The following is a 26,563-nucleotide window of genomic DNA, read 5'->3' as shown; positions in this document are numbered from 1 at the left end:
CCTAATGCTGATGGAGGGACTTGAACCCACGACAACTCGGATATGAGCCGAGTGCTCTAACCAACTGAGCTACATCAGCTTAAACTTTTATTAAGTGTATAAATTTCAATAATGCTTTGTCAATGTTATTATTCAAAAGCATTATTATAAAGTATAATACAAAATGATTTGCTAATAAACATATATACTAATCTTAACATTTATTATTTGTATGGTTAAATGAAAAGAAATTTTTATCTTATCGTCCTTTTTATAACTACCAACTGCTTCTCCATTGATTTTTGGGATACAATGGAAAGAGAAAAATTAATAAATGAAATGGTAAGCAAAATGCAAAATCATGAACTATTAGGACAAATGTTCATGATAAGCTATCCCAATCAATCAATCACAAATTTTGTTCTTGATTTTATAAGTAAAAAAAACCTTGGGGGAATTAAAATTTTTGGATGGAACGCAAAAAATTTAAAAAACTTAATAGAAAGTATTAATAAAGCTCAAAAAACATCTCAAAATAATAAATTTAAAATTCCTTTATTTATAGCAACAGATCAAGAAGGGGGATTGGCGCAACACATAAAATTAAATACATCAGAAACAGTTGGCAATCTTGGAATTGCAGCATCCATGTCTCCAAAAGATTCTTATAACACGGGATATTATATAGCACAAGAGCTAAGTCATCTTGGAATAAACTTAAATTTTGCACCCATAGTAGATATATATAGCAACGAAAATAATTTCACAATAGGGCCAAGAACATATTCAGATAACCCCAAAATAGTATCACTTCTTTCTCTGGCCTTTTACAAAGGACAAGAGAAGGGGGGAATAATTTCTACCGCAAAGCATTTCCCAGGACACGGCAATACTACTCTTGACTCTCATATAAATATTCCGATAATAAATTCTAATTTACTAGAAATAAATTTAAATGAACTTTTACCATATAAAATATTAATCCAAGAAAACATTCCGGTAATAATGACAGGCCATTTAGCATATCCAAAGCTTACAAATGGAGAAAATATTCCTGCATCATCTTCAACAAAAATAATTAAAGATATACTGAGAAAAAAATTAAAATATAATAACATCATAATTACTGATGATTTATTAATGAACGCAGTAAAATACAATAATGAGAGTATTTACAATACAATTGAAAGAATAGTTAGGACTAAAAGTGACATTTTTTTAATATCTTTAAATGAAAATATACAAAAAAATGCTTACAACATGCTACTAAACTTAATGAAAAAAGATTTAGAAATAAAAAACAATATTATTGAATCTAATAAAAGAATATTAAGAATAAAATTGACATACTTAAAAGAAAATAAAAATCAATCTGATCTTTATCCTAATTTCAATAAATATAAGAAAATATATTCAAAAGAAGGTGAAAAATTTTTTGAACAAAACACATTAAGGAGTATTACAAAAGTAAGAATAGAAAAAGAAATATCTAAAACCAAAAAAACCCTTATAATATCTCCTTACTACAAAATGATTGCAGAAGGCAAAAAAATATTTCAAAATACATATGCTTATTATTACGACTATTATCCCTTAAACAGTATTAATCTTAAAAAACTTGACGAAATTAAAAAATTAATTAAAAAATTTGAACAAGTCATCTTTAATTTATCAACACCCGGGAGCTTAAAATATTTAGAAAATTTAAAAGAATATAAAGATAAAATAAGTGTAATTGTATCTCTTACACCTCAACATATTAAAAAATTAAATTGGATAAAAAACATAGTAATCATTTATGGAACAACACCTTTGGCATTTAAATCTGGATTTTTAACACTCACTAAGGATTTTGATCCAAAAGGAACCATCCCTTTAAGAAATATTATAAATAAATATTATCCTTAATGTATGCTAGCATTCTATTTTTTATAATTTCTAGAGAACTTTGTTTAATTCTAAACCCACTAGCATTTTTGTGCCCTCCACCTCCAAAATCTTCTGCCAATTTTCCAACATTAAAAGAATCTTTAGATCTAAGCCCAACTATAATCGAACCGTCTTCCATTTCCTTCAAAATACCTAAAACTTCATTATTCTCAACATTGCTTAATATCATATAAAAAAGTTCATTAACTCCACTAACACTACCATCTTTGATAGAACTAGAAGAAGATAAAAATGTAAACAAAACCTTTCCATTCCAATAAGATTCAAGATTGTTTAACATTAACTTAAGAGTTTCTATTGATTTTAGGCTTTTGGTTATTTCTATATAACTGTAAACTTCTTTAAGACTTATTCCTTTTGAAACCAATCTTGCAACCATTTCAAAAGGCTCTGGATCACTTCTTGAAATAAATTTAAAAAAACCAGTATCAGTACAAAATCCTACTAAAATGTACCATGCCTCTTCTTTTGTAAGATCATATCCAAATTCTCTGATCAATTTTTCAATTAAAAAAGTCGTAGAGGGCGCAAAAGGATCAATATAACCTGCACATTTTAATTTTTCACCAGACATATGATGATCGATTACTAAAATAGGCATATCCTTTACATAAAATATAAATTCATCACCTATCCTATCTAAAATTGAGCAATCCAAAATAATAACTGAATAATCTGAAAGCTCAATATTAGGCCATTCAGATAAAAATTTATCCCTAAAAGGAATTATTTCTTTTCTAACAAAAGGTCCTTCATTTAATAAAATAGAATTTTTACCAATTCTTGAGAGAAAAGATGATAAAGCTAAAGACGAGCCTATACAATCAAAATCAGGATCTTTGTGCCCAATAATAATAAAATTATTGTATTTTTTAATAAAATTAATAACATCTCTCATAATAAAGTTTGCAAACCTTCCGCAAAACAAGTTTTTAGCTTGTTTTACATTGACTATATTACAATATTTCAATAAAATAAGCCACAAGGGTTACTAAAATATAACAGATGGGGGCAATTGTGAAAAAACCAAAACAAGAAGATATCGATAAAGCATTTTATATGGCAGAAAAAGCAAGAAATAATTCATATTCTCCATATTCAAAATTCAAAGTAGGCGCCTGCATTAAGACTAAAACAGACGATTTTTTTATTGGAACAAATGTTGAGAATGCGAGCTTTGGCGCAACTTGCTGTGCAGAAAGAAATGCTATTTTAAATATGATTGCAAACATAGGTGTACAAGAAATAGATTTTTTATTGCTTAATACAAGTCCTGAAGCTATTCCATGTGCTATATGCCTGCAAGTAATGGCAGAATTTTTTGATCAGGATACAAAAATAATAATAACAGAATCTAACTCATTTAATAAAAATAAAACACCAACAAAAATTTATATATTAAAAGATTTGCTTAAAGCTCCTTTTAATAGAAAAGAGCTGCTTAGAGTAACAGCAACATAATAACAACTTATAAAAATATTAAATCAATCTAATATTTTTAGGGAAATTACAGCACTTGCAAGTCTATTTAATTTGTCGCTTTCAAGAGTATTAGCAGATAAATTAAATACATTTAAAATAAGTTTTTTCTCATCAAAATTAAAGTTATATTCCAAATCATCAAATAATAAAAAATTAATAATTGGAACAAATTTTTCTACAAAGCTATATAAACTATTATTAAAATCATAAGATTCATAATAATAATTAAATACATCCTCTAATGAATTTCTGTCAAACTCTTTTAAAATCTCACAAAAAATATTTTTAATATTCTCAATTAAACTGTGCAAATTATTATTCAAAATAATTTTTTTACATTTTTTCATAAAAAAATCCGATTGCCGCATAAAATATTCCTTACTTTTGTATTAATAAACCAAGATTGAACTTGAATTTAATAATTGATAAAATGTAGCATTAATGCCTACATTAATAAAATTATGCAACAACCAGGAGAATGTTACAATTATGGTCAAGATAATAAATTTAAAAAACATCCATAAATTTGCTTATTTAAAACTAGATCCTTTAAAAAAAGAAGATATCTACATCGTTTATATTGAAAATAATTCAAAATTAATCGCAAACCTTAAAGCAACAACAATAGATGATCAAATTAAAATAATTCATTTTTATATTGATGATGATTTTAAATCAGAAGGCATAGAAAGAATAATGATTAGCAATTTAATTCACTACGGCAAAAAAAACAAATTTAAAACAATTTTATGCAAAATTACTGAAATACAAGAAGAGCTTTTAAGCTTAGGATTTGAAAATAAAGATTCTCAATATAAAAAAGAATTAGCATCTGAAATAGAAGAAGATAAATTTGTAATGGGAATAGGAATAATCTCTATATTTACCGAAGTAGCATCAATATCTTCTAAGCTTACTGTTGGAATACTTTTTAACTCATTTGCACTTATTGCTGATGCTTTCCACGTCATGGCCGACTTTGTTTTATCTACAATAACTTACTTTAGCTTAAAAATTACAAGCAAACCTGAAACCATCCACTACCCTCATGGACACAAACTAATGGAAAGCTTAATAGCTTTTATCATGGGAATAATCATAGTTATGGCGGGATTTACACTATTTTTAAATACAACAGGATTAAATAAATTTATAACTCTTGGGGGAGAGTCTGGATTTAATCTGCACATACACCAAAACAATAATAATAATACACATGACCACTCACACGATCACGACCACAACCACTCACACGACCACAACCACTCACACGACCACAGTGAAGAAGACAAAAAAAATATACTAGAAATATTTTCAAATAATTCCCTTAAAAAAAGCTTGTGGATACCACTGACCCCATTCATTTTTTTCATAGTGAAAATAATAGAATACTTAACAAAATTCCAAATAGGGAAAAAATATAACAACCAACTTCTCTTAGCATTAGCTTCAGCCGATAAAAACTGTATATTCTCACATGGTGGGATTACATTAAGCTTACTACTTGCAACTTACATGTGGAGTGGCTTTGACAAAATTATGTCTATATTTATTGGCTTTATCATAATAAAAGAGGGGCTTAACGTAATAATAAATAACGCAAACAATTTGCTCTCAAAACAAAATATAGATCTTAAAAGAAGCGTAAAAGACACATTAAAAAATTTAAATATAAACTTTAAAACACTCAATTTCCACAATCAGGGTAACAAACTTGTGCTTTACATCAAAATAAATTTGAATTCAGAAAATGAGTTTCAAAGTTTTATAAATAAAACACAAAATATTAGAAAAATTGTAAAACAAGAATATAAAGAAATAAATGATATATACTTCTTGGTCTAATTAAATTAATAATAAACAAATAATTGACACTTATAATAAAGTTGTGTTAACATTTTATACTGTAAGACGCAGGGTAGAGCAGTTGGTAGCTCGTCGGGCTCATAACCCGAAGGTCATAGGTTCGAGTCCTATCCCTGCTATATTTTATTTTTAATATGTGAGGAATTGATGAACAGAAAACAAATAGCTAAAGGTAAGCTGGTAAGGAGATTTGGTATTAATATTTTTGAGCAACCAAAATATGACAAAATCCTTAAAAAAAAACCACACCCTCCCGGAATGCATGGAAAAGCCAGAAAAGCTAAAATCACAGAATATGGAAAACAATTGATAGAAAAACAAAAGATAAAGTTTACTTATGGTGTAAGCGAAAGACAGTTAACAAACACTTTTAAAGAAGCAAAAAAACATCATGGTGTTACCGGTGATAACTTACTCTCATTACTTGAGAGAAGGATTGACAATATTGTATACAGAGCTGGATTTGCCATCTCAAGAGCACACGCAAGACAAATAGTTTCTCACGGTATTGTTATATTAAATGGAAGAAGAGTTACAATTCCTTCAATCATACTAAGAGCAAATGATCAAATTCAAATAAAAGAGAAAGACAGTCTAAAAAAATTAATAAGATCAAATATAGAAAAAACTTCGTCTCTTAGAAATTTACCAACTTGGATAGAAGTAAACGCTGATGATTTGAACATAAAAGTAAAACATGCTCCATCAAGAGACGAAATACCTACACTTGCTAATGAGCAAATGGTTGTAGAGTATTATTCTAAGAGAGCATAACATGCCTTTTATTTTTGTATTGTTAAAGAAGTAAAAAGTGGCTAATTAAAGCCACTTTTTTATTTACCTTTTTTTTTACCCTTTAAAAAATTTTTCCCTAAATTACTTTTAGCAAAACAAGAAAAAGTGTTATTCTTTTTTAAGTTTTTAGCATAAGGTTGAGCACTAAAAGACGCCCTACTTCCTGAAGGTTTTCTAACTCCATCTTTCATATATCTACTCCTAAAATATAAATTTAAATATTTAAATTTTTAAATAATATTCAAATAATCAAAAACTTCTTCCAAATTGGAGACAAACTTAACATCTATATTATCCTTAACTTCTTCTGGAAGCTTAAAATAATCTTTTTTATTATCTTTGGGTAAAATAACTTTGTTTATACCATTTCTATAGGCTGCTAAAACTTTTTCTTTAATTCCACCTACAGGAAGAACGAAACCTTTTAAAGTTACCTCACCGGTCATTGCAAGATCCAAAGGAACTTTTTTGTCAGACAGTATTGAAGCAATTGCTGTTGCAATGGTAATACCTGCAGAAGGTCCATCTTTTGGCGTTGCTCCTTCTGGAAAGTGTAAATGAATTTCGGGACTTTCTTTTACATCGAAATTAAGCTTAGAAGAATAAGTTTTAACTATAGAATATGCAAGCTGTGCGCTCTCTTTCATAATAGCCCCAAGACTGCCTGTTAAAATAATGTCTCCTTTTTTCTCAAACTTAATTGCCTCGACAGGAAGAACTGTACCACCATAATTTGTCCAGGCAAGTCCATAAACAAATCCAGAAGAGTCAATCTTAATTAAATCCAAATTATACTCAGTATCAACGTAATTATAATAATTATTAATATTGATTATTTTATAAATACCTGGAATATCAGGATCATGAGTAAAAATCGAATTATTTCCATGTATCAACGAACTTGGTGAATAAAAATTGCCTTTAATAATTTGATCTTTAGAATACTTATAAAGCAACTCTCTTACAAGTTTCCTAATCAAGTTAGTTAAAACTCTCTTTAGTCCTCTTACACCAGATTCCATAGTATAGTTTCTAATTAAATTAAAAATAACATCATCTTCTATTCTTATATAGACTTTGTCTAAAAAACTCTCTTTAATTATACTTGGAATCAAAAAAATCTTAGCAATTTCTAACTTTTCAATATAAGAATACCCCTCAACTTTAATTATTTCCATTCTATCAAGAAGTGGCTTTGACATACCATGAAGAGAATTGGCAGTTGTAACAAATAAAACATTAGAAAGATCATAAGGAATTTCTAAATAATGATCTATAAATTTATAATTTTGCTCGGGATCTAAAACTTCTAAAAGAGCGGATTCTGGATTACCTTTATAACTATTATTAATTTTATCTATTTCATCAAGAAGAATAACAGGATTAGATTTGCCTGATCTTTTCATTGCACTAATAAAAACACCTGGAAGGGAACCAACATAAGTTCTTCTGTGTCCCCTAATTTCTGCCTCATCTCTTAAGCCACCAAGAGATATTTTAACAAATTCTCTAGAAAGAGATCTTGCAACAGATTCTACAAGAGATGTTTTACCAATACCAGGAGGCCCTACAAGGCATAAAATAGGTGCTTTAACCTTAGAATTAATTTGATAAACAGCTAAAAAATTTATTATCTTTTCTTTTGCTTCATCCATACCATAATGAGAATTTCTTAAGATAAACTCAACCTCGCTTAAATGATTTTTCATAACAGTATTTTCATTCCATGGAAGATCTAATATTAATTCTATATAACTTCTAATAATATTAGCATCAGGAGAATTCATCTGCATTTTAGATAATCTAGAAATTTCTTTTTCAATCTTAAATTTAACATCTTCTGGAATATCTTTGGAATTTAATCTGTCAATATAATCATTCTCATCTTTGCCCAGTCTTTTTTGTATCTCTTTAACTTGCTCAGAAAGAAAATAATCCCTTTGCCCCTTATCCAACTTAGCTCTAACTTTAGAATTAATATCTTTTTTGAGATCTAAAAGGTCAATTTCAATATTTAAATTAACAATTAACTTTTCTATTCTGGTTTTAATATTTAACTCTTGCAAAAGCTCCAATTTTATACTATTTTCTAAGTTTGAATTAGAGGCTATAATATCGACAAGCTTGCCTGGATTCTCAAAATAATTAATTGGCTCATTATCACTATCATAAGATTTTAAAGACAAGGAATTTCTATAAACTTCATAAGTTTCTTTTAAAAACTTAGAATAAGCAAAAAGTTCTCTGTTCAGCCCACTAGAATCAGGCACAAAAGTAACCTTAGCTCTCAGATAATCATTTTTTTTTGAAACGCTGCCTATAAGAACTCTGCTTTGACACTCTACCAAAACCTTTATTACGTCTTTGCTGACCTTTATAACTTGAATAAGTTTAGAATACGTGCCCACAGAACATAGGTTTTTAACCCCTCCTCTGCCAAATTCGTCATAATTAGATTCATTTGGATAAGCAAAAAGAATCAATCTTTCTTCTAACATGGATTGGGCTATGGAATTGATTACATATTCATTATCAAAGGTTACCCACAGTGTCATATTGGGGAAAAGAACATTTTCTTTTAAAATAACAATTGGAAGATCTTCTTTTTTATTTTTTATCATATTTAAGATTGATTTCATATAACTCTTTTGCCCAAGGTTTTTTAGTTGCATTTCCCACCAAAATTAATGGGTTAATATCTGTATTTAAAACAGACTCTTTTGTAACAACAACCTTCTTGGTCCTACTAATCGAAGGAACCTCAAACATAACATCTTTAAGAAGACCCTCTAAAATAGATCTAAGACCTCTTGCTCCAGTATTTTTTAGAATAGCCTCATCTACAATTGATTCTAAAGCATCTTTTTCAAATACTAATTCAACATTGTCCATTTTAAACATATGATAATACTGCTTAACAATAGAATTTTGAGGATCAACCAATATTCTCATCAAATCTTCTTTATTTAATTTTTCAAGATACGAATGTACAGGAAGTCTACCAACAAATTCTGGTATCAAACCAAATTTGATCAAATCTTCCATTTCTAAATACTTCAATGACGTGTCTTCTCTTATGTTCTTTTTTTCAATTGCTGAAAACCCAATAGAACTCTTATTTATTCGATTCTTAACAATATTTTCAAGCCCAACAAAAGCACCGCCACATATAAAGAGTATATTTTGAGTATTAATTTCAATAGTGTCTTCATAAGGATGTTTTCTTCCTCCTCTTGGAGGAACATTAGCAATAGTACCCTCAATTATCTTTAACAAAGCCTGTTGAACCCCTTCTCCAGAAACATCTCTTGTTATTGAAACGTTTTCATTTTTTTTAGCAATTTTATCTATTTCATCTATATAAATAATCCCTTTCTCGGCTAGACTAACATCTCCATGAGCAGCATGTATTAATTTAAGTAAAATATTTTCCACATCTTCACCAACATATCCAGCTTCTGTCAAGGTTGTAGCATCTGCTATTGCAAACGGCACATTCATCTCTGCAGCCAATGTTTTTGCAAGCAAAGTTTTACCACTGCCTGTAGGCCCAACCAAAAGTATATTGGATTTTTCAATCTCAATACCATTATCATATTTATTATTTTTCAATATCCTCTTATAATGGTTATAAACAGCCACAGATAAAACTTTTTTTGCGTCTTCTTGCCCAACAACATGCATATCTAAATGATCTTTAAGTTGTTTGGGAGTTGGTAAACCATTAGACTTAGAATCTAGCGACTTGCACAATTTTTCTTTAAAAAGATTGTGACATATTTTAGAACATTCAGGACAAATCGCTACTCCATTAGATATAACAACATTACCCCCAAGCTCAGCAACACTAAGCCCACAAAAAGAACACTCTTTTACTTTTTGACCTTTTACTCTTGCCATAAAAATTTTTACCGAAAATAAAACTACTCCCTCACTAGGATACTATCAATAAGACCATATTTAAGAGCATCGTTTGAAGTCATAAAATAATCTCTTTCCATATCAAGAGCCAGTTTTTCCTTATCAATCCCTATCTGATTAGACATAATATCTATTATTAATTTTTTAAGTCTTAAAATCTCATTAGCTTGTATATTAATATCACTAGCCTGACCACTTATTCCACCCCAAGGCTGGTGAATCATTATTCTAGAATAAGTTAGAGATTCTCTTTTGCCTTTAGCGCCGCTAGCAAGCAAAAAAGCTCCCATTGAAGCGGCTTGTCCAATGCAAATCGTCCTTACATCGGGCTTTATATATTGCATAGTATCATAAATAGCAAGACCTGCAGTAATACTGCCTCCTGGAGAATTCAAATAAAGATAAATATCTTTGCTTGAATCTTCTGATTCCAAAAACAAAAGTTGTGCAATCACGGTATCTGCCTTAGGATCATTAATCTCACCACTCAAAAATATTATACGCTCTCTAAGTAATCTTGAATATATATCAAATACTCTCTCATAATTTCCAGTATGCTCTATCACAGTAGGTATTAAATTATGCATAAACTCCATTTTTTTACTCACAAATTTTACAATTAACAAAATCTTTAAAAAAAACTTGCTTACCTTTTACTTCCTTAAGATTTGCCAAAATTTTTTTCTTAACTCTTTTTCTTTTGATATCATCCTTTAAATAAGAAATCAAATTTTGATCTTCATAAAATTTTTTAATTTCCTCATAACTTGCACCTGAATTCTCAGACTGCTTAGTCATCTCATCCTTAAGATCACTCTCAGTAACTTCAATTGGATCTAAATCTACCATTTTCTGAATTATCAACTTAGATTTTAAATTACTAAGAATTTCATCTTTTAAGTTCTTACCACCAACATATCCTGAAGAATAAAATATGCTTTTAAACTCTTCAAGACTCATCTTGTTTTGCTTTGCAATATCCTTAAAGGCAATTTCAATTTCTGCCTCAATCATTGAGCGAGGAATATCTATTTCTAATTTTTCAGAAATAGTAGAAAAAAATTTATTTAACTTTAAAGCTTCTTTCTTTTCCTCAATAAGATCTAAAATATTAGATCTTATAAAATTTTTAAGATCATCTAGTGTATTATACCTATCACTAATATCTTTTGCAAACTCGTCATCTATTAAAGGGAGATCTCTTTTTTTAATACTCTTAATCTTAATTTTTAATTTTCTTGAAGAACCTGCAAGTTCTTCAAATTTATAATCCGTAACATAAGATTTTTCTATAAGCCTCTCCTCATTTATTTTCATACCGACTATATCTCTGTCAAAATCATAATAAGTCTCAGATTTTCCAACTGTAAAAACAAAGTCTTGTCTTTTTGTTGATACTATCTCATTTAAAACATCATCAAGTTCAACAAAATCTACTTTAACAATGCTATCTTTCTTGACAATTCCTTCCTCATCTTCAATAATAATTGAATTTTCTATTTGAAGACGCTTAATCTCATTATCAATGTCAGAATCATCAATAAAAACTTCGGGAATCTCTACTTTAATATCAATATCATTAAAACTTGGAATTTTAAATTCAGGGTAAGTCTCATATACAAAAGTAAATTCAAAATCTTTATCAAGATTTAATTTTAAATTTTTTTCCTTTATAGTAGGAGAAACATAACTTAAAGGCATTTTAGATTCTTCTTTAAAAAATTCTTTAAGAGAATTATTAACCACCTCTTCTAAAACAGTAGCTCTTAAACCCTCAGAATATTTACTCTCAATAATACTAATAGGAACTTTTCCGATTCTAAATCCCTGAATCTTAAGCCGGGAAGAATAGTCTTGCAATAATAAGTTATATTTTTCCCGAATAACATTTTTTGAAACTTTAATGATAACCTCAACTTTTGAACCCGGAAGAAGCTTAATATCTTTACTCAAAATCACTGTTAATGCCTCAATTAAACCTTATTGACAATTATTAAAAAGCGAAAGACGGGATTTGAACCCGCGACTTCCACCTTGGCAAGGTGACACTCTACCCCTGAGTTACTTTCGCAATTTTACAGAAGGTGGGAGTCGAACCCACACGCCAAAGGCACTAGATCCTAAGTCTAGCGTGTCTGCCAATTCCACCACTCCTGCATACTTCATACTCAAACTAGTATACAAAAACTTAAAAGCTTTTGCAAGCATGCCCAATCTACCAAATAAATAACATTTTCGCACTCAGCAGGACTCGAACCTGCAACCTTCGGATTCGAAGTCCACTGCTCTATCCAATTGAGCTATGAATGCAGTTAAAAATAAAATTGATTACAGGGTGATTGACGGGGCTTGAACCCGCGACATTCGGAACCACAACCCGACGCTCTACCAACTGAGCTACAACCACCAATAACGAGTTACTATGATTACTATAATATTTTATAGATATTTAATTTCTAAGTCAATAAAAGATAAGAATAATAAAAACCATACAACTTTTATTTAAAAATAAATACTAAAAAATTAAAATTTTTGTAATCTTTCTAAACTTTTTTTCAAAAAATCATAAACTCTAATAGTTGAAGAAATGTTTACCCTTTCTCTAGTAGTATGCGGCGATTCAATCCAAGGTCCAAGAGTAACAGATTCTATACCTCCCAACCTAGAAGATATTACACCTGTTTCAAGCCCTGCATGTATTAAAGAAACATTAGCGTCTTCAAGATACATCTCTTTATATACACTTTGAAGATGTTTTAAAAGACTGCTACTTTTATCAGACTGCCAAGAAGGATCGTCATAAATTACACTCAAATTAGCTCCTGATAAATTACTTATTGATTGCAAATGATTACAAATATATTCTTTGTCCAAATCCAATAAAGATCTTATTAAAAAAGTAAAAATATAGTTGTCTTGCACTTTTAAAAGACTTGAAAAATTTAAAGAAGTCTTGATAAGCTTGTTCTCATAATTTTCTACTTTTTGAACTCCATGTAAAAATCCCATTCCCATATTTAAAAGCTTGTTTTTGCTATTTTCATCAAGAACTTTAACTGCTGAAAATTCTTTTTTATTAACAATAATGTCAAATTCATTTTCAAGAGAATACATACTTTTAACTTTAAATACGAAAAGTTGAAGTTCTTTATTCAATAAATCATAATCACTGTCATTAATAAAGATTAAAGCCTTAGCTCCATTTGGAATTGCATTACTACTGTCTCCACCAAAAATACTTTCAATCTCAAAATCAATATTTGCTTTAATTTCAAAAAGAGCAAAAAACATTAATTTTAAAGAATTTGCCAAATCTAAATGAATATCTGCTCCAGAATGACCACCTTTAAGCCCTTTAAACAAAATTTCCACTTTTGTTTTTTTTGTTGCAAGACTATACTGAGGAGAAAAAACAATTTCAACATGTCTTGATCCCGCACAACCAACTAAAAAATAACCTTCTTCCTCTCCATCAAGATTAATAAGGCTTTTACCACTACATAGCTTAGGATCAAGACTAAGAGCACCTATTAAACCTATCTCTTCATCAACGGTAAAAAGAAGTTCTAAATCGGGATGAGGAAAACTATTGGCCTCACTCATAATACCCAACATCATAGCTACTCCAATCCCATTATCAGCTCCAAGGGTAGTTCCCACCCCTTTAAGATAACCACCCTCTTCAACAATTTCAATTGGATCTGTTTCAAAATTATGTAAGCTAGACTCATTTTTTTCACAAACCATATCAACATGGGATTGTAAAATAATAGGATGCATATCAACATTATTGTTAGATTTTATCTGAACTACAATGTTACCAACAGCATCTTCTTTAAAAGAATAACCAAATTTTTTGGATTTATCCTTAATAAAATTAATAATTCCTTTAACATTTTTTGAACATCTTGGAATTTTTGATATCTCTTTAAAAAAAGAGATTACAATACTCATAATAACTTTCCTTTCCTTATAATCAAATTCATAAACTGCTTAGATTTATTATAACTACTCATATAGTATACTAAATTAATCTTAAAATTCATTCAATAAATTTAATAATTCCCATCAAGCTTTATTTTCAACAAAATTTGCATAATAATTAAAATTTAAAAATTCTTTGGGAATTTCTGAAATAAATCTTGAAGGCAGCTGCTCAAAAATTTGCCTATCTTTTTTCCGCTTATTAGCCATAGTGATGATAAGAGACTCTTTTGCTCGAGTTAATGCAACATAAAAAACTCGTCTCTCTTCTTCTAAGCCAACTTCACTATCTTCAATGATTCTATGATGCGGAATAATATTGTCTTCAACAGCAATAAAAAATACATAATCAAATTCTAAACCTTTAGCAGAATGTACTGTCATTAAATTAATATTAATATTTTCAGATTCTTCACTTACTTCATTAGATTGAAGAACTATATAGTTTAAAAAACTGCTTAAATCTTTTAATTCACCAAATTGTTTGCATTCCCAATTTTTAATTATACTTAAAAATCCTTCTATATTTTGATATTTATATTCAGCCACTTTGATTGAATTGGGATTTTCACTAACTAAAAATCCCCAATATTCAATGCTTTCTATCATTTCTTTGATTATATTAGAATACGTGTTTTTTGTTATACTAAATTTATATTGATACTCCTCAATAAAAGATACAAAATCTTCTATGCTTTCAATGACCTGCTTATTTAAAGCCTTTTCGTAACTAGAAATGTTTGCAAAAGAAAAAGCAATATCACAAAGAGCATCATAAATGCAGCAGCCTTTTTTGTCTGCTATATCTCTAATTTTTTTCAAATATTCCTTACCAATTCCCCTTCTTGGAACATTAATGATTCTAAGTAGATCATAATCACTTTTAGGATTTATTATTACATTTAAATAAGAAATAATATCTTTTATTTCTTTTCTCTGGAAAAAAGATGTTCCTCCTGAAACTTTATATTTTATGCCCTGTCTTCTAAAAATCATCTCAACGTTTTTAAAAAGAGCATTAGTTCTCATAAGAACTCCTATATTTTTAGATTGAAAACCTTCACCCTTTGAAAGCTCTATGATTTGACTTGCAATAAACTCAGATTCTTGAATTTCATCCTCAAATATAAAAACATCTATAACTTTGCTACACATCTTTGAAGACCACAAAGTCTTTTCTTTTCTATTTTTATTATTTAAAATCACAGAATTGGCAACATCTAAAATATTTTTTGCAGAACGATAATTTTGTTCAAGTTTTATTTCTTTAACGCTGTAGTCTTTTTCAAATTGTAACATATTATTATAACTAGCCCCACGCCAAGAATATATCGATTGATCATCATCCCCAACACAACACAAATTACTGTGATTTATTAAAAGACGAATAAAATTATATTGAATCAAAGAAGTATCTTGAAACTCGTCAATCAAAACATACTTATATCTTTTAGAATATTTATTTCTAATATCAGAATTATTGCTTAACAATTCTTTTGGTTTTAAAATTAAATCATCAAAATCAAAAGAATTATAAAGCCTTAATCGCTCCTCATAAAGTCTAAAAATATTTATATCTTCTTCCTTTAAATCATCAATAGTAAGAATCCCATTTTTTAAAAGTGAAATGACATTACTAAGTGAATTTAAAGAAACTTTTTTATTGAAAAGACCTTCATCAAGTAAGATTTCTTTAAGAAGAGAAATTTTATCATTATCATCATAGATGCTGAAATTTTTTCTATACCCTAACAATTTATAATTTTCTTTTAAAAAGAAAAGTCCAAAAGCATGAAAAGTTGAGACCATAAGATTAGTAAGAGGACTTTTTAAAATTTTTTTAATTCTATCTTTCATTTCATTAGCTGCCTTGTTGGTAAAAGTTAAGGCTAAAATTTCCTTCTGGGCAATACCTTTTAGAAGTAAATGTGCTATTCTATGAGTAACAACCCTTGTTTTTCCACTACCAGCACCAGCAATAATTAAAAGAGCGCCCTCAATAGTGGTAACTGCTTCATATTGAAATTGATTGAGAGAATTTTTTAAAAAATCATCAGGCAAGATTAAAAAACCTTTGTTCCATCTGGATATTCTACAATAACTTTAAAGTTTTCGGGAAAAGCAAAAATCTTTCGTGACTTAGATTGATCAAAATCTTTAGCTAAGATTGGAATACGATACTTATTTAATGTATTAACAGCAAACTCTGAATTTTCAAGTCCAACTTTAACTGATCCTTTTGCCATAAAATTAGTTCCTCCAAAAAGCTTGGCCTTAAGATTACTTTTATTAGCTCCATTTTCTAACATTGCATTTATTAACATGGGAATAGCATAAACCCCATATCTTCCCCTTTGAGCAGGAGATATATCAAGATCTGAATTAACTAAAACATAATGATTCATTCCAATTAAATTACTTGATTCATCAAAAAGTACAACCGCAACACAAGAACCAAGGATTGTAGAAATAACTCTTTTATTTGAAACAAAAGCCTCACCCGGAACTATTATTGTGACATCTCGTTTCAATTTAAAATTAAAATGATTTAACATAAAATTTAATACTCTCTTAAAAAAAATTTCTAAAACTCTTATAAAGGCCTTGCCAAAACCCTAATTTATTTACTTTACTACTAAACAAAGCAACATCCCCTATTTTTTCCTTTTCTAAAAAAATCATAGCCCTCCCAACAGGCATATCCCCACTAAGGGGAGCAACCAACTTATCAACAGTATAACTTATATTAATTTTATCAAATTCATCTTTAGTCAAAACATAATAAAAAGGCTCTTTAGAAAAAAGAGCAACTGTATCTACTGTACCATTATAGACTTTTTCTTGTAATTTTACTATTAAAGGAAATTTAGAATATTCATTAAATCCATACTCAAATAAATTTTTTGCAATTAAAGCTCTAATCTTCTCTCCAGATCCATTAATTCCTTTTTTAACCCCCAATACAACCGCTATTAATCTTCTCTCACCCTTTAAAGCAGTAGCAATAATATTTAATCCCGATTCCCTAATGTATCCGGTTTTAAGACCATCTGAATAAGGATATTCAGATATTAATAAATTAGCATTTTTTTGTTTTAAGTTTAAAAATTTTGATGATAAAGTAATTCCCAAATTTTTACTTTTTGGATAAACAAAATACTCTAAAGAATGAATATTAAGCATAAATTTGAATTTTTCTATATAAGATTTTGCAAAAAAAGCCATATCTAGTGCTGTAATTTTATTCTCATTGCTATATCCAGAAGGTTCAACAAAATGCATATTAAAAAGTCCTAAATTTAAAGCATTAATATTCATCAAATTAACAAAGCTATTTACATCACCCACTACAAACTCAGCAATAGCAATAGCAGCATCATTGCCCGACGAAACTGAAAGTCCCTTTAAAATCTCTTCAAAATTAACAATTTGACCTTTTTCTAAAAACATTAAAGAAGAATTCAAGGGTGCATTATAATATGAAGCAGCATCACTAATAGGAACTATGTTTTTTAATTTTATATTTCGCTTTTCAGCCTCAATTAATGCAGTATAAATTGTAACAATCTTTGTAAGCGATGCTGGGGGAAAAACCAAATTGGGCTTTTTAGAATAAAGTATCCGCTTAGTATCAAAGTCCATTAAAACTATTGATTTTGCATGCCTTGATAATTCATTAATATCCGCTAAATTAACTGCAAAAAGATCACCACAAAGCAGAAAAAAATTAAAAAATAAAGTTAATAACAATTTTTCAATAACACAGCTACTATTCATGTTGTAATATTAAAATTATATATTATTTATTGATTGTTAATTATAATACAATTAAAAAGGAGTCATTTTTTATGAATTTTTATGATTTTATGGCAGCTTTGATACCAATAATCCTAATAATTATTGGCCTTGGCATAATAAAAAAACCTGCTTACTATGTAATACCTATATCATTAATAACAACTGTTGCTATAGTTATATTTTATAAAAACTTGGGAATACTAAACACAAGTCTTGCAATGCTTGAAGGCGCCTTAATGGGAATATGGCCAATAGCAACCGTAATTATTGCTGCCATATTTACATACAAAATGTCAGAAGATCAAAAAGATATAGAAACTATTAAAAACATTTTATCAAACGTATCTTCTGATAAAAGAATTATAGTCTTGCTAGTAGCATGGGGATTTGGGAATTTTCTAGAAGGAGTTGCTGGATATGGAACTGCTGTTGCAATCCCTGTATCAATATTAATAGCAATGGGATTTGAACCGTTTTTTGCCTGCTTAATTTGTTTAATAATGAATACTTCATCAACTGCTTATGGATCTGTGGGGATTCCTATAATATCTTTAGCTCAAGCAACTAACTTAGATGTTAACACCGTTTCATCTGAGATTGCATTACAACTAATACTTCCAACCCTAACAATACCTTTTGTATTAGTAATTCTTACAGAAGGAAGCATTAAAGGATTAAAAGGGGTATTCCTTCTCACCCTATTATCAGGAATGTCAATGGCAATATCTCAAGTATTCATATCAAAAACTTTAGGGCCAGAACTTCCTGCAATCCTTGGAAGCATCCTTTCTATGACAATAACAATAGTTTATGCAAAATTTTTTGCAAATAAAGATAAGCACAATCAGCAAAGCAAAAATAAAAACATAATACCCCTATCAAAAGGAATTACTGCTTGCTCACCCTACATTTTAATAGTAGTATTTATAATACTTGTATCTCCTCTTTTTAACAAAATTCACGAATACCTAAAAACTTTTCAAAGCACTATTAGCATTTATCCAGAAGCAAATCCCCTACACTTTAAATGGATTATCTCTCCGGGCTTCTTGATTGTACTTGCAACAATAATATCATACTCAATACGAGGAGTCCCAATATTAAAACAACTAAAAATATTTATACTAACCTTGAAAAAAATGGCATTATCTTCATTTATAATCATATGTATTGTTGCAATATCAAGGTTAATGACACACAGTGGAATGATAAGAGATCTGGCTAATGGAATTTCAACAATAACAGGCCAATTTGGACCATTATTTAGTCCTCTAATTGGAGCTATTGGAACATTTTTAACAGGAAGCGACACAGTTTCAAATGTTCTTTTTGGACCTTTGCAAACACAAATGGCAGAAAATATTGGAACAAATCCTTACTGGCTTGCAGCAGCAAATACAACAGGAGCAACTGGGGGAAAAATGATTTCTCCCCAAAACATCACAATAGCAACAACAACTGCTGGATTAATTGGGCAAGAGGGCAAAATTTTATCAAAAACAATAACTTACGCTTTATACTACATTTTAGTAACAGGATTACTAGTTTATTTAGTATAGTATAAATTAATAATTTAAAATAAATAAGATTAATTGATAATAAAATTAATCTTATTTATAGGTTTGAATAATATAAAAGTAACAAAATAATAATGTGCTCTTGAATTTTTATCCAAGATTTTAATATTATAAATATATTATATACATGCTATTATATTGTATATAATAGCATGTATATAATATATTTATTAATACGTTTAATTAATAACTATAACTAATAAAAAGTTTATAGTTACAACAGGAAGGTATAATTATGAAAAACCATATTTTATATAAATTAATTATATTTTTAACTACATCTGTAGCAATATTTGCAGCAGCAGACGAATTAAAGGAAAAAGATATATTTAAAATAAACCCATGGATACCTACATTTGGATTTGAAAACACGAGTGAATTCAGATTAGACATAGATGAGCTTGTTCCTGGGTTTGAAAACAAAAGCAAAATTACTATTAAACTTAAACCATTTGAAGCTAATCCCGAATTAGGCAAAGATGATCCATTCTCAGCTTACATTAAGGTAGAAGATCTTGCATTAAAAGCAGAAGGCAAAAAAGGCGAACAATTCAAAATTGACGTAGGAGATATAACAGCACAAATTAATATATACGATTTCTTTATTAAAATAAGTACTATGACAGATTTTGACTTTAATAAAGAATCTTTATTTAGTTTTGCGCCTATGACTGGATTCAAAAGCACTTACTACGGATTTCCAAGCAATGATAGAGCAGTAAGAGGGACAATTCTTGCAAGAGGCACTTCTAAGCAAATAGGAACAATTCAACTGGGATACAAACTCCCACAACTCGACCTTACATTTGCAATGGGGGGAACAGGCACAGGTAATAGAAATCAAGAGAATGATAAAGACACCCCATACAATAAAACCTATAGAGGAATACTTTATGGAATTCAAGCAACATGGAAGCCAATAAAAAATATACTAGATCAAAATGAAGATGCTCAATCTGTAATTGCAGAAACACCTTTTGAATTAAATTTTGGCTTATCAGGAGCTTATGGAAACGAAACATTTAATAATTCATCAATAACATACTCTTTAAAAGATAAATCCGTAGTTGACAACGATTTACTTAGTCCAACTTTATCAAATTCTGCAATTTTAGCATCTTTTGGAGCTCAATATAAACTTGGATTAACAAAAATCAACAATAAAAATACCTATCTTATTTTACAAATGGGTACTGATTTAGGAATAGATCCTTTCGCAAGCGATTTTTCTGTATTTGGACACATCTCAAAAGCAGCAAATTTCAAAAAAGGAATATCCTCAGATCCTAGCAAAAAAGGCGAGGATATATTTGATCCAAATAGCAATGCTCTTAATTTCAGTAAAAGTAAAGAACTTGGCATTGCATTTTCAACAGGAGCAAGCATAGGCCTTATTTGGAATAAAGACACTGGTGAAAAAGAATCTTGGAAGATTAAGGGATCTGATTCATACAATACAAGACTATTTGGAGAACAAGACAAAAAATCTGGAGTTGCATTAGGAATAAGCTATGGACAAAATCTTTACAGATCCAAAGATACAGAAAAAAGATTAAAAACTATATCCGAAAATGCATTTCAAAGCTTAAATGTTGAAATTTCAAGCTATGAAGACAATAAAAAAGGACTTATAAATGGACTAGGATGGATAACATCTATCGGTCTTTATGATATTTTAAGACAAAAATCTGTAGAAAACTATCCTACAGCAAGCTCAAGTGCTAATGCAAACAATAAAGATAGAAAAGATTCAACAAGCAGCGCAAAAGCTGCAACTCCCAATCTAACATTTGAAGACGCAATGAAACTCGGTGTGGCTTTATATCTTGATTATGCGATTCCAATAGAATCCATTTCAACAGAAGCGTATGTAATACCCTATATTGGAGCATACCTTTTAGGACCTTCTAATAAGATCTCAAGCGATGCTACAAAAATTTATTTGAAAACAGGCCTTAGCCTTGAAAAACTAATAAGATTTACAACAATTTCTATTGGATGGGATTCAAATAATATTATAGAACTTGCTAATAAAAACGCAAATAATGCCGCTATTGGTAGTGCTTTCTTGCAATTCAAAGTGGCCTACAGTGGTAGCTAACAGTAAAAGAAGGGCTTTGCCCTTCTTTTTTTATACTTAAAACCAAATTAATCAATTATTACTTAATATTTCTTTCTTTGCAAATCTTTTCATAAGCATCTTGAATTTTAATAAATTTATCATTTGCATCTTTTTGCCTTACCGGATCATTTGCAAACTTATCAGGATGATATTTTATAACAAGGCTTTTATAAGCCTTTTTAAGCTCGTCATCACTAGCACTATAGGTTAATCCTAAAACACTGTAAGGATTTACGATTTTAATATTAATATCTTTATAAGCTTCATAACCATCAGATTCAAGTTCAAGGAACACACCAACATAAGAAATAAATTTTTCAGCTTCCAAGTTTTTATACCTAGAAAGTCTATTAATTTCTTTAAGAGAAGCAAAAAGCCATATAAAAAGATCTTTATGTTGAAAATATCCAAGCTTAAGAGTATACAAAATTTTATCCGCATTATTATTCTTAGTAATAGCAGAATGAAAGATAGTATACAATTCTGATTTGCCACGTTCAGACAAATTCAAAGAATTGATAATGAAATTTACATAACTTAGCTGTTCTCCCGTTACAGTTCCCAAAATAGATAATAATTTAGCCATTAATAAAAAAGAAAGTTTGTAAAATTCAAACTCTCTAGACCTAGAATATGAATAATCTCTTGTAAAATATATTCTAAAAACACCTAAAAAGCTAAGTAATATCAAAACAAAAGGAAATAATATAAAAAGCATTCCTATTAAAATGGGATTAAAAATAAAAATAAACAACAACACTAAAAAAAACATTCTAATTAAGCTTGGCATTTATTAATCATAACCTCCAAACATAATTAAGGCATGTCAAAATCTCTAATAAATCTTACAACTTCCTTTTTTATTTGTTTTAATTCAATATCAGACTTTGCCTTTAAAGCTCTAACAATAAATTTAGCAACATTTAAAGAATCACTTTCATTTAAACCCCTAGAAGTAATCGCAGCACCTCCAATTCTAATACCAGAAGCCACAGAAGGGCTTTTTTTGTCAAAAGGAATAGCATTTTTATTTAAAGTAATATTTACACCCTCAAGCAATTTCTCAGCATCAGCACCCGTAAGATCCAAGCTACTTAGATCAACCAAAAATAAATGATTATCTGTACCTCCACTGACAATCCGAAATCCTTCCGATTTAAAATATTCGGCCATAACTTTAGTATTTTTTATTACATTAGCAATGTATTCTTTAAAATTTTCTTGAAGAGCCTCTCTGAATGCAATAGCCTTGCCCGCAATAACATGAACTAAAGGACCCCCTTGAGTTCCGGGAAAAACTGTAGAATTGACAGCACTAGACAAAGCCCTCTCTTTCCCATTAAAATTTAACAATTTGTTAAAATCTTTTCCAGAAAGTATCATTCCACCTCTTGGGCCTCTTAAAGTTTTATGCGTAGTACTTGTAGTAAGATGTGCTACATCAATCGAAGAATTATGAAAACCGGCAACAATAAGGCCTGCAATATGAGCAATATCGCACAAAAGATACGCAGAAACATCATCTGCTATTTCTCTAAATTTTTTAAAATCAATTTCTCTTGAATAAGAAGAAGCTCCGGCTATTATTAAATTTGGTCTACAATCTCTAGCTATTTTAAGAACCTCATCATAATCAATAAGCTCAGAGTCTCTAGAAACACCATAAAAATAGGTATTAAAAAATATGCCGGAAAAATTTATCCTACTACCATGGGTTAAATGCCCCCCATGAGACAATTGCATGCCAAGAATCCTGTCACCCGGGTTAATAAGAGCCATTATGGCAGCCATGTTAGCCTGAGATCCGCTATGAGGTTGAACATTGACATAATTTGCACCAAAAAGCTCTTTTGCTCTTGAAATTGCCAAAGTTTCAATCTCGTCAATAAAAGAACATCCGCCATAATATCGATTCAAAGGATACCCTTCTGCATACTTATTAGTTAAAATACTCCCAACAGCCTGCCTTATTTCTAAAGATGTAAAATTTTCAGACGCAATAAGCTCAATATGTTCTTTTTCTCTTAACCTCTCTTTCTCAATTAAACCAAATATTTGATCATCTCTCATTAAAAATTATCCTCCAAAACAAACCTATACATTAAAGAATACGATCCATTAGTCAAGCTTTTATACTTTAAAAAACCAGAATCTAAATATCCATCAAAAAATTCATTTTTATCATAGTCTTCTTTGCACCCATATTGAATATAGTTCTCAGACATATTTAAAAAATACTTAGAGCTATCCTTACATAATACTGCATTTATTATATCAAAATACACAAAACCAACCCCAGGCAAAAAAAATTCAAACCAAAAATGCTCATTCAATTTAAGAGAATTAGAATCATAGTAAAGTCCAACTATATTTCTTAGAGGAATCTCGTACTTTAAAAATAATAAATTAGTAAGAATTATTAAATTGCTAGATGAAATTTTTCTCTCTTTAATAGAATCCTTTAAGCTTAAATTATTCTCAACAATTTTAAAATTTGAAATCAAAACATCAATAATTGCTTTAGCCAATTTATAAACCGAATTATTCCCAGCAGTCATAGATAAAATTAGAGAATCTAACGATATTAAATCAACAGAGTTGTAAGATAAATAATCTTTTTTTTTGTCTTGAACATACGTTTTGTATTCTTGATTGTTAATACTCTTATTGATCTCAATACTTTCTAAATATTTAGTATCCAAAAATTCCAAATTAAGTTTATGCGTCTTTACCTTAGTCTCAAAAATAAATTTATTTGTCTTAAGGTTTTCAAAAAATAAATTACCAATATTAAAATCAAGACAATCATCACCGCACTCTGTAATTTTTTGACGCTCATTCTCAATTGGCCTTAAATAGAAAATATTAAAATTAATATCTTCAGGATTTGAATCAAAATTATTACTAATATCTTGAGTAAAATAAATTTCTTCAATTATTGTAAACTCTTTTGAATCATACAAAATCCACTTAAAAAAATCATCTTTAACAGAAAACGGAACTTTATTGCTTTTAAGACTGTCCAATAAAACATAAAGCTGCCCGCCAGAATTTAAAGTTTTAGGAGAAATAAATTCCACCCTATTCTCAGAAACATCTAAAATATTTTGGGGTAAAATTGTATAAAGTTTGTCCTTAGTTTCAAGAAAAATTTTAATAGTACTAGAATGTGAAAACAAATTCATACCTTGTAATAAAGTTGAAGAATTCGCATTTAAAATTATTTTCTCCTCTGAAAAAATAAAAGGTATATTTTCTCTATTAAGCTTAACAGGAACTTGTCTACTAATAACAAGAAAAAGCTCGTTGCTAGTTCCGCTTTCACTTTTTACAAAAATAAGTCCAGAATTTACTTCATCTGTAATTTTAAAAGCTATTTCAGTATTATTCCAACTAATGATACTACTTTTAACCAAATAATTATTATTAATATTAATCTCACCTGTATTATAACCTAAATTATTTCCTTTAATAACAATAACATCCTTGTGTGAAGTGGGAATTGGAGATATTTCATAAATAATTGGCTTTGAATAAAATAAAAATCCAGAAAAAACAAATAAAAATAAAAAAATAATAAAAATTAAGCTTAAATAAAAATATTTGTTTTTAAAAAAAATAGCCAAATACTAGCCTCTTTTAACCTTAGTTCCTTCCTTAGTATCAACCAAAACAAAACCTTTTTTAGCAAAAAAGTCTCTAATTTCATCGGCACGCTTAAAATTTTTTTCACATTTAGCTATTCTTCTTTCTTCAATTAAAGTTTTCATATCATCATCAATAACTACATCATGATTTTCTAAACTTTTTAAAATTTCTTCTTTCAAATTAAGCGACATAATCTCATCAAAAACAAAAGCTAATTTAAGCTTTGAAACAAAGCCTAGATTTTCAGATTTAATTATCTCCCAAAGCAAAGCCAAACCCTGAGGAACATTCAAATCAAAAGAAATTTTTTCTACAAAAGAATCGTAATATTCTTTTTCTGCATTAGAACTTAAATTTTTTAAATCCTTATCAAGAATCTTTAAATCAACTGGATTTAAAGATGCATAAAAATAACTTAGTCTGTTTATCATATTTTCCCTAGCAATCTTACTTGCTTGAAGATTATTTAATGAAAATTTTAATTGATTCCTGTAGTGTGATGTCAAACACAAATATCTAAAATCAAGAGAAGAAAAATTTTGCTCTTCCAAGTCATTAATCGTAATAAAATTACCGAGTGATTTTGACATCTTATTATAATCCATAATTAAAAATTCTCCATGAACAAAAATATCGCACCATTTCTTATTCAAAAAACACTCTACTATTGCTATTTCATTTATGTGATGAACCCCAATATGATCAACTCCTCCTAAATGAATATCAAGTTTATCTTTGAAATACTCCAAATTCATAGCAGCACACTCCAAATGCCAACTCGGATAACCAAGTCCCCAAGGAGAATCCCATTTCATTTCCTGATCTTTAAATTTAGAATTAGTAAACCACAAAACAAAATCAGTTTTATTCCTTTTAAATTTATCAATATCAACTCTGGAAAAAGTCATATCTTTATCAATTAAATCAATGCCAGCCATCTCACCATAGCTTTTAAAACAAGAAGTATCAAAATACACATTACCATTAGAAAAATAAGTAACTTTTTTTTCTTCAAGAATTTTAACAACCTCTATCATGATGGGAATATGTTTACTTGCAATAAGAACTTTATCAGGATATGTAACATTTAATTTTCTACAATCCTTAAAAAAAGCTTCCGTAAAAAATTCACTAATCTCATAAACTGTAAGACCCTTCTCTCTTGCGGTTTTAGCAACTTTATCTTCTCCATCATCAAAATCGCCTGTTAAATGCCCAATATCTGTAATATTCATTGCATAATTAACTTTATACCCTAAAAACCTTAAAGTTTTAATTAATAAATCCCCAAAAATATAAGTTCTAAAATTTCCAATGTGCGCATAATTATAAACAGTAGGCCCGCAAGCATACAGTTTAACATCATCAAAATTTGTTAACTCTGAAAAATCCTTTGTTCTAGTATTATATACTTTTAAAATCATCCATTTCTCAAAATTGA

The 26,563-nt window shown here is 29.0% G+C and carries 21 protein-coding genes and 6 tRNA genes; 7 read left to right on the top strand and 20 right to left on the bottom strand.

The annotated features are described in order from the left end of the window. Nucleotides 1-5 precede the first annotated feature (5 nt). Nucleotides 6-79 (bottom strand) — tRNA-Met (locus BVAVS116_RS03110). Nucleotides 80-291: 212 nt separating this feature from the next. On the opposite strand from BVAVS116_RS03110, the gene BVAVS116_RS03105 reads away from it, so the two are divergent. Continuing rightward, a complete protein-coding gene (locus BVAVS116_RS03105) occupies nt 292-1,887 on the top strand; it encodes a glycoside hydrolase family 3 N-terminal domain-containing protein (RefSeq protein WP_006068312.1) in 1,596 nt (531 codons plus the stop codon). Here BVAVS116_RS03105 and BVAVS116_RS03100 read toward each other — a convergent pair. Beyond that, a complete protein-coding gene (locus BVAVS116_RS03100) occupies nt 1,865-2,827 on the bottom strand; it encodes a DHH family phosphoesterase (protein ID WP_006068370.1) in 963 nt (320 codons plus the stop codon). The genes BVAVS116_RS03105 and BVAVS116_RS03100 overlap by 23 nt on opposite strands. A gap of 119 nt (nt 2,828-2,946) precedes the next feature. Here BVAVS116_RS03100 and cdd point away from each other — a divergent pair, with 119 nt between their 5' ends. After that, nucleotides 2,947-3,390: a cytidine deaminase gene (gene cdd, locus BVAVS116_RS03095; RefSeq protein ID WP_006068900.1), complete on the top strand. Its 444-nt coding sequence runs from the start codon at nt 2,947-2,949 to the stop codon at nt 3,388-3,390. Nucleotides 3,391-3,413: 23 nt separating this feature from the next. Here the strand turns inward: cdd and BVAVS116_RS03090 are convergent, their stop codons facing one another. After that, the gene (locus tag BVAVS116_RS03090; protein WP_006068768.1) at nt 3,414-3,779 is read right to left on the bottom strand and encodes a hypothetical protein; all 366 of its coding nucleotides are present in this window, start codon (nt 3,777-3,779) and stop codon (nt 3,414-3,416) included. A gap of 121 nt (nt 3,780-3,900) precedes the next feature. Between BVAVS116_RS03090 and BVAVS116_RS03085 the strand changes: the two genes are divergently transcribed. The 3 genes from BVAVS116_RS03085 to rpsD all read left to right on the top strand — a co-directional run bounded on the left by BVAVS116_RS03085 (nt 3,901) and on the right by rpsD (nt 6,051). After that, nucleotides 3,901-5,256, top strand: a complete 1,356-nt coding sequence (locus tag BVAVS116_RS03085; RefSeq protein ID WP_006068553.1) for a cation diffusion facilitator family transporter — start codon at nt 3,901-3,903, stop codon at nt 5,254-5,256. A 67-nt stretch (nt 5,257-5,323) separates the two neighbouring features. Continuing rightward, a tRNA-Met gene (locus BVAVS116_RS03080) sits at nt 5,324-5,396 on the top strand. A gap of 28 nt (nt 5,397-5,424) precedes the next feature. After that, nucleotides 5,425-6,051 carry a 30S ribosomal protein S4 gene (rpsD, locus tag BVAVS116_RS03075; RefSeq protein ID WP_006068694.1) on the top strand — a complete coding sequence of 209 codons (627 nt, stop codon included), beginning with the start codon at nt 5,425-5,427 and terminating at the stop codon, nt 6,049-6,051. Nucleotides 6,052-6,110: 59 nt separating this feature from the next. On the opposite strand, the gene BVAVS116_RS06380 is transcribed toward rpsD, so the two are convergent. The 13 genes from BVAVS116_RS06380 to BVAVS116_RS03015 all read right to left on the bottom strand — a co-directional run bounded on the left by BVAVS116_RS06380 (nt 6,111) and on the right by BVAVS116_RS03015 (nt 17,754). After that, nucleotides 6,111-6,263, bottom strand: coding sequence for a hypothetical protein (locus BVAVS116_RS06380; RefSeq protein ID WP_006068886.1), 153 nt, complete (start codon nt 6,261-6,263; stop codon nt 6,111-6,113). Between the two features lie 39 nt (nt 6,264-6,302). Then, complete coding sequence (gene lon / locus BVAVS116_RS03070) at nt 6,303-8,693, bottom strand: endopeptidase La (protein ID WP_006068243.1); 2,391 nt, start codon at nt 8,691-8,693, stop codon at nt 6,303-6,305. After that, on the bottom strand, nt 8,680-9,972 hold the full coding sequence (clpX, locus tag BVAVS116_RS03065) for an ATP-dependent protease ATP-binding subunit ClpX (RefSeq protein ID WP_006068822.1): 1,293 nt from the start codon (nt 9,970-9,972) through the stop codon (nt 8,680-8,682). Before clpX ends, lon begins: the two co-directional genes overlap by 14 nt. Nucleotides 9,973-9,995: 23 nt before the next feature. Further along, nucleotides 9,996-10,580 carry an ATP-dependent Clp endopeptidase proteolytic subunit ClpP gene (clpP, locus tag BVAVS116_RS03060; protein ID WP_095456338.1) on the bottom strand — a complete coding sequence of 195 codons (585 nt, stop codon included), beginning with the start codon at nt 10,578-10,580 and terminating at the stop codon, nt 9,996-9,998. Nucleotides 10,581-10,593: 13 nt separating this feature from the next. Then, nucleotides 10,594-11,952, bottom strand: a complete 1,359-nt coding sequence (gene tig, locus BVAVS116_RS03055) for a trigger factor (protein WP_006068837.1) — start codon at nt 11,950-11,952, stop codon at nt 10,594-10,596. Between the two features lie 40 nt (nt 11,953-11,992). Then, a tRNA-Gly gene (locus BVAVS116_RS03050) sits at nt 11,993-12,064 on the bottom strand. A gap of 5 nt (nt 12,065-12,069) precedes the next feature. Next, nucleotides 12,070-12,150, bottom strand: a tRNA-Leu gene (locus BVAVS116_RS03045). Between the two features lie 79 nt (nt 12,151-12,229). Continuing rightward, nucleotides 12,230-12,303, bottom strand: a tRNA-Arg gene (locus BVAVS116_RS03040). Nucleotides 12,304-12,327: 24 nt separating this feature from the next. Beyond that, a tRNA-His gene (locus BVAVS116_RS03035) sits at nt 12,328-12,400 on the bottom strand. Between the two features lie 116 nt (nt 12,401-12,516). Continuing rightward, nucleotides 12,517-13,947: a beta-Ala-His dipeptidase gene (pepD, locus tag BVAVS116_RS03030; protein ID WP_006068644.1), complete on the bottom strand. Its 1,431-nt coding sequence runs from the start codon at nt 13,945-13,947 to the stop codon at nt 12,517-12,519. 114 nt (nt 13,948-14,061) lie between these two features. After that, entirely contained in the window at nt 14,062-16,041 is a 1,980-nt protein-coding gene (locus BVAVS116_RS03025) for an ATP-dependent helicase (RefSeq protein ID WP_095456321.1), read from the bottom strand. Then, entirely contained in the window at nt 16,041-16,532 is a 492-nt protein-coding gene (gene cheD / locus BVAVS116_RS03020; RefSeq protein ID WP_006068492.1) for a chemoreceptor glutamine deamidase CheD, read from the bottom strand. The genes BVAVS116_RS03025 and cheD overlap by 1 nt, the downstream gene beginning before the upstream one ends. 16 nt (nt 16,533-16,548) lie before the next feature. Continuing rightward, nucleotides 16,549-17,754 carry a D-alanyl-D-alanine carboxypeptidase family protein gene (locus tag BVAVS116_RS03015; RefSeq protein WP_006068330.1) on the bottom strand — a complete coding sequence of 402 codons (1,206 nt, stop codon included), beginning with the start codon at nt 17,752-17,754 and terminating at the stop codon, nt 16,549-16,551. Nucleotides 17,755-17,825: 71 nt separating this feature from the next. Between BVAVS116_RS03015 and BVAVS116_RS03010 the strand changes: the two genes are divergently transcribed. Next, entirely contained in the window at nt 17,826-19,334 is a 1,509-nt protein-coding gene (locus BVAVS116_RS03010; protein ID WP_006068285.1) for a lactate permease LctP family transporter, read from the top strand. Nucleotides 19,335-19,587: 253 nt separating this feature from the next. After that, nucleotides 19,588-21,453: an integrin-binding adhesin P66 family protein gene (locus tag BVAVS116_RS03005; RefSeq protein ID WP_006068435.1), complete on the top strand. Its 1,866-nt coding sequence runs from the start codon at nt 19,588-19,590 to the stop codon at nt 21,451-21,453. A gap of 58 nt (nt 21,454-21,511) precedes the next feature. Here BVAVS116_RS03005 and BVAVS116_RS03000 read toward each other — a convergent pair whose 3' ends face one another. Genes BVAVS116_RS03000 through BVAVS116_RS02985 form a run of 4 tightly spaced genes read right to left on the bottom strand, consistent with a single transcriptional unit; the run spans nt 21,512 to nt 26,546 of the window. Beyond that, on the bottom strand, nt 21,512-22,264 hold the full coding sequence (locus tag BVAVS116_RS03000; protein ID WP_006068875.1) for a J domain-containing protein: 753 nt from the start codon (nt 22,262-22,264) through the stop codon (nt 21,512-21,514). Nucleotides 22,265-22,290: 26 nt separating this feature from the next. Then, the gene (gene glyA / locus BVAVS116_RS02995; RefSeq protein WP_006068532.1) at nt 22,291-23,544 is read right to left on the bottom strand and encodes a serine hydroxymethyltransferase; all 1,254 of its coding nucleotides are present in this window, start codon (nt 23,542-23,544) and stop codon (nt 22,291-22,293) included. Further along, nucleotides 23,544-25,100 carry a DNA-binding protein gene (locus BVAVS116_RS02990; protein ID WP_006068436.1) on the bottom strand — a complete coding sequence of 519 codons (1,557 nt, stop codon included), beginning with the start codon at nt 25,098-25,100 and terminating at the stop codon, nt 23,544-23,546. Before BVAVS116_RS02990 ends, glyA begins: the two co-directional genes overlap by 1 nt. Nucleotides 25,101-25,103: 3 nt before the next feature. After that, complete coding sequence (locus BVAVS116_RS02985; RefSeq protein ID WP_006068675.1) at nt 25,104-26,546, bottom strand: cysteine--tRNA ligase; 1,443 nt, start codon at nt 26,544-26,546, stop codon at nt 25,104-25,106. Nucleotides 26,547-26,563: the final 17 nt, after the last annotated feature.

Source organism: Borreliella valaisiana VS116 (assembly GCF_000170955.2).
Lineage (GTDB): Bacteria > Spirochaetota > Spirochaetia > Borreliales > Borreliaceae > Borreliella > Borreliella valaisiana.
This window is presented reverse-complemented; position numbering and strand designations above follow the sequence as displayed.

Excerpts from the sequence above, each read along its gene's own strand:
- BVAVS116_RS03105 (WP_006068312.1), top strand. The coding sequence starts at position 292 with ATGGAAAGAGAAAAATTAATAAATGAAATGGTAAGCAAAATGCAAAAT.
- BVAVS116_RS03100 (WP_006068370.1), bottom strand. The coding sequence starts at position 2,827 with ATGAGAGATGTTATTAATTTTATTAAAAAATACAATAATTTTATTATT.
- BVAVS116_RS03090 (WP_006068768.1), bottom strand. The coding sequence starts at position 3,779 with ATGCGGCAATCGGATTTTTTTATGAAAAAATGTAAAAAAATTATTTTG.
- BVAVS116_RS03085 (WP_006068553.1), top strand. The coding sequence starts at position 3,901 with ATGGTCAAGATAATAAATTTAAAAAACATCCATAAATTTGCTTATTTA.
- rpsD (WP_006068694.1), top strand. The coding sequence starts at position 5,425 with ATGAACAGAAAACAAATAGCTAAAGGTAAGCTGGTAAGGAGATTTGGT.
- BVAVS116_RS06380 (WP_006068886.1), bottom strand. The coding sequence starts at position 6,263 with ATGAAAGATGGAGTTAGAAAACCTTCAGGAAGTAGGGCGTCTTTTAGT.
- lon (WP_006068243.1), bottom strand. The coding sequence starts at position 8,693 with ATGATAAAAAATAAAAAAGAAGATCTTCCAATTGTTATTTTAAAAGAA.
- clpX (WP_006068822.1), bottom strand. The coding sequence starts at position 9,972 with ATGGCAAGAGTAAAAGGTCAAAAAGTAAAAGAGTGTTCTTTTTGTGGG.
- clpP (WP_095456338.1), bottom strand. The coding sequence starts at position 10,580 with ATGCATAATTTAATACCTACTGTGATAGAGCATACTGGAAATTATGAG.
- pepD (WP_006068644.1), bottom strand. The coding sequence starts at position 13,947 with ATGAGTATTGTAATCTCTTTTTTTAAAGAGATATCAAAAATTCCAAGA.
- cheD (WP_006068492.1), bottom strand. The coding sequence starts at position 16,532 with ATGTTAAATCATTTTAATTTTAAATTGAAACGAGATGTCACAATAATA.
- BVAVS116_RS03015 (WP_006068330.1), bottom strand. The coding sequence starts at position 17,754 with ATGAATAGTAGCTGTGTTATTGAAAAATTGTTATTAACTTTATTTTTT.
- BVAVS116_RS03010 (WP_006068285.1), top strand. The coding sequence starts at position 17,826 with ATGAATTTTTATGATTTTATGGCAGCTTTGATACCAATAATCCTAATA.
- BVAVS116_RS03005 (WP_006068435.1), top strand. The coding sequence starts at position 19,588 with ATGAAAAACCATATTTTATATAAATTAATTATATTTTTAACTACATCT.
- BVAVS116_RS03000 (WP_006068875.1), bottom strand. The coding sequence starts at position 22,264 with ATGCCAAGCTTAATTAGAATGTTTTTTTTAGTGTTGTTGTTTATTTTT.
- glyA (WP_006068532.1), bottom strand. The coding sequence starts at position 23,544 with ATGAGAGATGATCAAATATTTGGTTTAATTGAGAAAGAGAGGTTAAGA.
- BVAVS116_RS02985 (WP_006068675.1), bottom strand. The coding sequence starts at position 26,546 with ATGATTTTAAAAGTATATAATACTAGAACAAAGGATTTTTCAGAGTTA.